The organism is Pseudomonas sp. 50_B, from assembly GCF_017491625.1.
Lineage (GTDB): Bacteria > Pseudomonadota > Gammaproteobacteria > Pseudomonadales > Pseudomonadaceae > Aquipseudomonas > Aquipseudomonas danubii.
Genome location: NZ_JAFGYX010000104.1, coordinates 1 through 501 on the forward strand (window position 1 = coordinate 1; position 501 = coordinate 501).

The 501-nt window shown below is 63.5% G+C and carries 1 protein-coding gene; it reads left to right on the forward strand.

Annotated features, from left to right (window positions below; translation table 11 throughout):
* On the forward strand, window positions 1–501 hold a 501-nt coding region (locus J5M73_RS31115; protein WP_207816893.1), incomplete at both ends, for a hypothetical protein.

Sequence of the window (501 nt, forward strand, 5' to 3'; positions counted from 1 at the left end):
TTCCCACCCTGCTCTTCGCCGCCAGCGCCTGCTTCTTCTCGCTGAACGCGTTCAGCGTGCGCGCGACCTTCGCCGCCTATGCCCTGCTCGCGCTCCTCGCGCTGTTGCGCGCGCCGACGCTGTTCGCACGCCAGCAACGCCTGCCCGCGATCGTCGCGTACTGGCTGCTGAGCGTGAGCAGCGCATTCCTCGTATCGGCGTTCGGTGATTTCTACGCGAACTTCTTCGTCAAGTTCGTGCTGATCCAGACCTACGTCGCACTCGCGTTCTGGCTGTTCGCGAGCGGCGTGCTGGCGATGCGCTCGCTCGAACGGACCTGCGAAACGCTGATCTACGTGCACGCGACGTTCTTCATCGTGCAGCTCGGCTGCTACCTCGCCTTCGGCCACTTCATCGATTTCGACAGCTACATCCGCGAGAGCGATTCGGAAGCGCTCTATGCGACGAAGGCGCTGAGCGACAGCCTCATCTCGATCCGCGCGCTCGGCCTCTATTCGGAAC